Consider the following 6333-nt stretch of genomic DNA (forward strand, 5'->3'; position numbering starts at 1 on the left):
CCCCGTCAGAGGTTGCGCGAAATCAGCTCGCGCATGATCTCCGACGTCCCGCCATAAATGCGCAGCACCCGCGCATCGGCAAACAGGCGGCAGATCTCGTATTCGCGCATGAAACCGTACCCGCCGAAGAACTGCAGGCACTGATCGACGAGGCGGCCATGCATCTCGGTGGTCCACAGTTTTGCGGTCGAAGCCGCATAGGTCGTGAGTTCGCCGCGGACGTGGTCGCGAAGGCACTGGTCGACATAGGCCCATCCGACCGCAAGATCGGCCTTCAAATCGGCCAGCCTGAACCGCGTATTCTGGAACGTTCCGATCGGCTGTCCGAACGCCTTGCGCTCTCCGACATAATCCTTGGTGATGTCGAACGCCTTCTGCGCGGCCGCGATCGAGTGCAGGGCGATGGTCAACCGCTCCTGCGGCAGCTCGCTCATCAGCGCGGCCATGGCGCCGCCCTCAGAGCCGAGCACGTTTTCGATGGGAACGCGGACCTGATCGAAGAACAGTTCCGACGTATCGGAGGAGAGATGGCCGAGCTTGTCGAGGTTGCGGCCGTGCCGGAAGCCGGCGCGCTCGGTCTCGACCAGCACGAGGCTCATGCCGCGCGATCCGCCGTCCGGGTTGGTTCTGACAACCAAGATGACGAGGTCGCACATCTGGCCGTTCGAGATGAAGGTTTTCTGGCCGGAGATGACGTATTCGTCGCCTTCGCGGACGGCGCGCGTGCGAATGCCCTGCAAGTCGCTGCCGGTACCGGGCTCGGTCATCGCGATGGCGCAGACGGTCTCGCCGGCGACCATGCGCGGCAGCCATTTCTTCTTCTGCTCCTCGGTGCCGTAATGCAGCAGATAGCCGCAGCAGACGTCGCTGTGCACTGAAAAGTCGGTCGCCGGTCCTGCAAAGCCGGAATAGGCGAGCTCTTCGATGACTACGGCGTTGTGACGGAAATCGCCGCCGATCCCGCCATACTGCTCCGGCACCTGGGGGCAGAGCAGGCCGGCTTCGCCGGCTGCCGGCCACAGGGCGCGGTCGATAATCCCTGCCTTTTCCCATTCCTGAAAGTGCGGCTGTATGTTCGCCGCGGCAAAGCGGCGGACGCTTTCGCGCAACAGGGCGTGCTCTTCGTCGAATACCGGGCGGTTTTGCAGCATGTCCGTCGTGCCGTAGGTTGAAGCTAGAAGGCGACCTTGTCGCCGCCCTTGAGCTGGAGAATTTCCCTTGCCTCGTCCGGGCTGGCGACCTCGAGCCCGAGGCCCTCGATGATCTTTCGGAGTTGCGTCACCTGTTCGGCATTGGTCTGGGCGAGGCGGCCCGCGCCGATCCATAGGCTGTCTTCAAGCCCGACCCGAACGTTGCCGCCCATTGAGGCCGCCATCGCAGCGACCTGCATCTGGGCGCGGCCGGCGCCGAGAACCGACCAGCGGTAGTTGTCGCCGAACAGTCGGTCGGCCGTTCGCTTCATGTGCATCACGTCATCCGCGTGCGAGCCGATTCCGCCGAGGAGCCCGAAGCAGGTCTGGATGAACAGCGGTGCCTTGACGAGGCCTTCGGTCCAGAAATAGTGCAGGTTATAGAGGTGGCTGGTGTCGTAGCATTCGAATTCGTAGCGCGCGCCTGAGCCGTTCAGCGTCTCCAGCGCGTAGCGGATATCCTTGAAGGAGTTTCGGAAGACGAGATCGTGGGAGCCCTCGAGCATCTGCGGCTCCCAGTCGTGCTTGAACGACTTGTAGCGCTTCAGCATCGGGAACAGGCCGAAATTCATCGATCCCATATTGAGGCTTGCGACTTCCGGCTTCCAAGTGGCGGCCGGCCGCACGCGCTCTTCGACGGTCATGTAGGGCGATCCGCCGGTCGTCAGGTTCACGACGACGTTCGAACTCTGCTTGATGACGCGCAGGAACGGTTCGAACGCCTCCGGCGATTGATCCGGTCGCCCATCGGCCGGATTGCGCGCATGGAGATGAACGATCGCGGCCCCCGCTGCCGCCGCGCCGAGCGCGGACTCGGCGATCTCGGCAGGCGTCACCGGCAAATGTGGCGACATCGAGGGCGTGTGGATCGATCCGGTAACCGCGCAGGAAATGATGACCTTGTGCGATGCCATGATCCCTCTTTCAGCTTGCGATTCCGACGTGACCGACGGCGGCCGTCAGGACACGAACTTGTGGAAGTCCGGTTCGCGCTTCTCATTGAACGCCGAGACGCCTTCCTTTGATTCAGCAGTGTCGTAGAACATTTTCACCGCGTGAAGGGCGAAGTTGCTGATACCGCGGATGTTGTCCGAATCGGCGTTGAAGGACCGTTTCGCCAGCGCGATCGCGGTCGGCGACCGCTGCGCCAGCTTGTCGGTCCAGTCCTTGACCGCAGCGTCGAGCTGCGCCGCGGGGACCACCTTGTTGACCAGGCCCATTTCGCGAGCCTGCTCGGCGGTGTAGCGATCGTTGATGAACCAGATCTCGCGGGCTTTCTTGTCGCCGACATGGCGGGCAAGAAAGGCCGTACCCCAGCCGGCGTCGACCGATCCGACTTTCGGGCCGACCTGTCCGAACTGGGCGGTGTCGGCTGCGATGGTGAGGTCGCAGAGCGTGGCGAGCACATTGCCGCCGCCGATGGCGAAACCATTGACGCGGGCGATCACCGGTTTGGGAACATCGCGGATCAGGCCCTGCAGTTCATCGATCGGCAGCCCAACCACACCGCGACCGTCATACTGGCCCTCATGCGCCGATTGATCGCCGCCGGTGCAGAAAGCCTTTTCGCCGGCGCCGGTCAGGACGATGCTTGCGACCTGCCGATCATTGGCGGCGAGGTGGAAAGCCTGGATCAGTTCTTCCAATGTCTGCCCGCGGAACGCGTTGTAGACTTTCGGGCGGTTGATGATGATCCACGACGCGCGGTCGCGAACTTCGTAGATGACGTCGGTAAACTGCTTGGGATCGGTCATGGCGTTTCCTCGCGTGGCTTAGATCATGTTCATTCCACCGGAGACGGAAATGGTCTGTCCGGTGATGTATTTTCCATCGTCAGAGGCGAGCATGGCAACGATCCCGCCATAGTCCTCGGGCTCGCCCATACGCCGCAGCGGAATTCCCCTGACCATCGCATCCTTCCACTTCACGGCCTGTTCGCCCTCGCCAAGGACGGTGGCCATCATCGGTGTGTTGGTCGGGCCCGGGCAGATGGCGTTGAGCAGGACGTTCTTGCGCGCGAGTTCGCGGGCCAGCGATTTGGTGAAGGAGATCAGCCCGCCCTTGCAGGCGGAGTAAACGGCTTCGTCGCTGGTGCCGACCCGCGCCGCATCGGAGGCGATGTTGACAATTCGTCCGCCGCCGCGTTCGGCCATCAGGGGCGCAACCGCCTTGTGGGTGTTGAGCGGACCATAAAGGTTGATGCGGATGATCTTGTCCCAGAGATCCCTGTCGGTCTTCAGGAATGGCATCGGCCGGTCCCAGCCGGCATTGTTGACCAGCAGCCAGATCGGGCCGAGTTCGGCTTCCACCCTGGCCACGGCATCGCCGACGGAGGCGGCATCTCCGACATCCACCGCATAAGTCTTGATGATCGCCTGCGGCGCGAGTTTTGCGGTTTCTTCACCGGCTTGCGGGTTGATGTCGAACACTGCGACCTTGCAGCCTTCCTCGGCGAGGCGCAGCGTCAGCCCACGGCCGATTCCTTGTCCGCCGCCGGTAACGACGGCTACTTTTCCAGATAGGCCCTTCAACGCAAACCTCCCTTGTCGTTTGTCATTGTTGTTGGCGCGCGCGGTCCGATCAAGCCGGAATATGATGCTGCCGGTACTGCTGCGCGCGCGGCGTTCAGCTCACGAGACCGCGCCGTTCTTCTGCAGCGCGAATCCGTGTTGCGAATACATCTGCCGCGCGATGATCGTCTTCATGATCTCGATCGAACCTCCGGCGATTTTTACGATCCTTGCATCCGCATAGGCCCGCGCAATCGGATATTCCCACATGTATCCCCAGCCGCCGAATAGCTGCAGGCATTCGTCCACCGTTTCGCAGTGAAGCTCGGAGGTGAACATCTTTGCCATCGCGGCGTCCACGGGATCGAGCTTGCCTTCCATGAACAGCGAGATGCATTTGTCGGTAAAGACGCGTGCGACGGCCGCCTTGGTCCTGAGATCGGCCAGCTTGAACTGGGTGTTCTGGAAATCGGCAATCTTCTGACCAAACGCGCTGCGCTCGGCAGTATATTGCAACGTCCAGTCGATCACCGTCTCGGTGACGGTTGCCGAACGGATCGCCTGAGCGAGGCGCTCCTGCGACAGCTTGGTCATCATCTGGGCAAATCCCTTGCCCTCCTTGCCCAGCAGGTTGCTTGCGGGAATGCGGACATTGTCGAAGAACAGTTCCGACGTATCCTGCGCCTTCATGCCGAGCTTCTCCAGATTCCGGCCGCGCTTGAAGCCGGGCCGGTCGCTCTCGACGATGAATAGCGTAACTCCCTTTGCCCCGGCATGGCTGTCGGTCTTGGTCGCCAGCACGACGAAGTCGCAAAGCTGACCGTTGGAAATGAAGACCTTCTGGCCGTTGATGACGAAATCGTCGCCGTCGCGGGTAGCGCGGGTCCGGATCGCCTTGAGGTCGCTGCCGGCATGAGGCTCGGTCATCCCGAGCGATCCGATTGCTTCGCCCGACACCATCCTGGGCAGCCATTTGCGCTTTTGTTCCTGAGTGCCGAAGGACAGTAGATACGTCGCGACCAGATCGGTATGGATCAGAAAGCCGGGGCCGCTGGCGCCCGATCGCCATAACTCCTCGAAGACGACGACGTCGAAGAGGTAATCGAGTCCCATCCCGCCATATTCCTCGGGCACCGTGCAGCATAGCAGGCCGGCTGCGCCTGCCTTCAGCCACAGCTCGCGCGGAACGATGCCGTCCTCTTCCCATTTGGCGTGGAAGGGGACGATCTCGCGATCGACGAAGCGCCGGACCGTTTCCCGGAAAATTTCATGCTCTTCGCGAAAGATCGTGCGCTCGATCATTGTCAAAACGCGTCCTGTCTGATTTAGTTTGCTAGTGTACCATCTTCGAGATGGGTATACAATGCAAGACTTGGGCAGTGCAAGTCCGATAGTACACCAACGAACGGTAACTCAAGCAATGAGGGAGCGATGCCGGGAACGCCGGAGCTGAAGCAATTTCGGACCGAACGGTCACCGAACGGGGTGCTCCACCTGATCTTCGACATGCCCGGCCGCTCGATGAACGTGTTCTCGAACGCGGCGATCGAGGAACTCGGCCGGTTTGCCGACTGGCTGCCGCAGAGCGATGTGGCGGGCGTCGTCATCCGCTCCGGCAAGTCCTCGGCATTCTGCGCCGGCGCCGATCTGGCCGAGTTGGAGACCGCCTACGATATGATCATGGCGGCGCCCGCGGCCGAACGCGACCGCGTTGCGTTCGATCACTTCTTCCGGCTGAGCCAGGGATTGCGCAAGCTGGAAACCGCGGGCAAGCCTGTGGCGGTAGCGATCGCGGGACTGGCGCTGGGTGGCGGCGCCGAATTCGCGCTTGCGGCGCATTACCGGGTCATCACCGATCAGCCGCAGAGCATGTTTGGCCTGCCCGAGTCGCTGGTGGGATTGTTGCCGGGAGGGGGAGGAACCCAACGTCTTCCGCGCCTGATCGGCGTCGAGGCGGCACTGCCGGTTCTGCTCGACGGTGCCAGGATCGGCGGATCGGCGGCGACCGCGGCCGGTCTCGCCGACGCTTTGGTGGCGCCGGGCGAGGAGGTGGCGGCTGCGGAACGCTGGGTACTGTCGCGCCCGCCGGCCGCACAGCCATGGGACCGCCCCGACTGGCGTCCAAGGGATGCGGAACGCTTCGCGGCGCAGATCGGACAACGGCGGGCCAGCGTTCTGGCCGACACGCTGGGACACTATCCGGCGCCGCTCGCCATTCTCGACTGCGTCGAACAGGGATTTTCGCAACGCTTCGACGATGCGATCCGGACCGAGATGAACATCTTTGCGAAGCTGATCCAGCGACGCGAGCCCCGCAACATGATCCGGACGTTGTTCCTTGGAAGGCTCGACTACGAGCGGATGAAAAAGAACGGCATGAACCCCAAGGTCGTCGATGCCGTTGCAGCGATCTCGCGCGTACTGGCGGTCCAATCGGAGCGGGGTGAAGAACTCGCCCAATCCTTTGCGCGGGCGGGATTTCGCATCGACCAGGCGCAGAAGCCTGTCTTTGATGGTCGGATCTCCGGTGCAAGCTATTGGTTTGACGACGAGCCGAAGACCTGGGGCAAGGAACTGCTGTGCGCCCGCCTCACCGAAGCGGAAGCCGTAGCGGCGGGGGGGGGGGCCCCGCC

The 6333-nt window shown here is 62.5% G+C and carries 6 protein-coding genes; 1 reads left to right on the forward strand and 5 read right to left on the reverse strand.

What is annotated here, in order from left to right; genetic code table 11:
• Positions 1-5 precede the first annotated feature (5 nt).
• The 5 genes from CQ12_RS07560 to CQ12_RS07580 form a co-directional block, all read right to left on the reverse strand.
• Positions 6-1151: an acyl-CoA dehydrogenase family protein gene (locus tag CQ12_RS07560; RefSeq protein WP_057834716.1), complete on the reverse strand. Its 1146-nt coding sequence runs from the start codon at positions 1149-1151 to the stop codon at positions 6-8.
• Between the two features lie 23 nt (positions 1152-1174).
• Positions 1175-2104 carry a 3,5-dioxohexanoate:acetyl-CoA acetone transferase gene (kce, locus tag CQ12_RS07565; protein WP_057834717.1) on the reverse strand — a complete coding sequence of 310 codons (930 nt, stop codon included), beginning with the start codon at positions 2102-2104 and terminating at the stop codon, positions 1175-1177.
• 45 nt (positions 2105-2149) lie between these two features.
• On the reverse strand, positions 2150-2944 hold the full coding sequence (locus CQ12_RS07570; RefSeq protein WP_057834718.1) for an enoyl-CoA hydratase-related protein: 795 nt from the start codon (positions 2942-2944) through the stop codon (positions 2150-2152).
• A gap of 18 nt (positions 2945-2962) precedes the next feature.
• Entirely contained in the window at positions 2963-3721 is a 759-nt protein-coding gene (locus CQ12_RS07575; RefSeq protein WP_057834719.1) for an SDR family oxidoreductase, read from the reverse strand.
• Between the two features lie 99 nt (positions 3722-3820).
• Complete coding sequence (locus CQ12_RS07580; RefSeq protein WP_057834720.1) at positions 3821-5002, reverse strand: acyl-CoA dehydrogenase family protein; 1182 nt, start codon at positions 5000-5002, stop codon at positions 3821-3823.
• Positions 5003-5131: 129 nt separating this feature from the next.
• Here CQ12_RS07580 and CQ12_RS07585 point away from each other — a divergent pair.
• The coding region (locus tag CQ12_RS07585; protein WP_198164090.1) for an enoyl-CoA hydratase-related protein at positions 5132-6333 on the forward strand (1202 nt) is incomplete at its 3' end.

The sequence above is a fragment of the Bradyrhizobium jicamae genome, assembly GCF_001440395.1.
GTDB classification, from domain to species: domain Bacteria; phylum Pseudomonadota; class Alphaproteobacteria; order Rhizobiales; family Xanthobacteraceae; genus Bradyrhizobium; species Bradyrhizobium jicamae.